Below are 712 nucleotides of genomic sequence, written 5' to 3' on the forward strand. Positions count from 1 at the left end.
GTTCGATCCCGCTCAGCTCCACCAATTCGCTTTGGTGTGGTAGCTGGCGGATATCCTTTGAAGAAATAAAGTTTTGCATCGGCATTTTTGCCTGATGCCTGTTCTGCATACATTGTGAAGAGAAGATTGATCTGGAGGCTTCCAGGTGTTTTGGGTTTAGGCCCAAGGCGTCCGAGCCCAGTTCTTGTGAAACCATGGATGGCCTAGCCGGCCGGATGTGGTGGAGGAACTGGAGGTAGGAAGGAAGCTTGTCGCTCTGGATCGCTGGTTGTTGGCGTCATCATTGGCGCTTCTGACGAGCGATCGGATTACCGTTGCCTGACCGCGCGGTATCGGATCATATCTCGAGAAGCTGGTCTTAAAGATACGACCTCGAAGTGCACCGGCGTGCCTTCATATGAGGATTGTATCGAACACGTCGATGGCATCTGAATGGCTCGGTTGTAAAAGGTAACCGGGCTTTGGGTCTGACGGTCGCGGCAATCGCAAGGTTGTCCGGATGGTCAGGTTTGGAACCCCTCTGAGCGCAAGCGAAGAGGACAAGGAATTCCAAACCCAATATAGATGAGCATTGGCAATGAGAACGATTAAGTGTCGTAAGGGCATTTGGTGGATGCCTTGGCATGCACAGGCGATGAAGGACGTGATACGCTGCGAAAAGCCGTGGGGAGCTGCGAATAAGCTTTGATCCATGGATCTCCGAATGGGGAAA

General features: G+C 52.2%; 1 protein-coding gene and 1 rRNA gene. One reads left to right on the forward strand and one right to left on the reverse strand.

Annotation, left to right across the window (positions count from 1 at the left end):
- Positions 1 to 196, reverse strand: a 196-nt coding sequence (locus tag AB4048_RS28910) for a hypothetical protein (RefSeq protein ID WP_442205363.1), incomplete at its 3' end; no start/stop codon positions are given.
- A gap of 389 nt (positions 197 to 585) precedes the next feature.
- On the opposite strand from AB4048_RS28910, the gene AB4048_RS28915 reads away from it, so the two are divergent.
- Positions 586 to 712, forward strand: a 23S ribosomal RNA gene (locus AB4048_RS28915); the annotation flags it as partial.

Source organism: Rhizobium sp. RAF56, assembly GCF_052113965.1.
GTDB lineage: Bacteria > Pseudomonadota > Alphaproteobacteria > Rhizobiales > Rhizobiaceae > Rhizobium.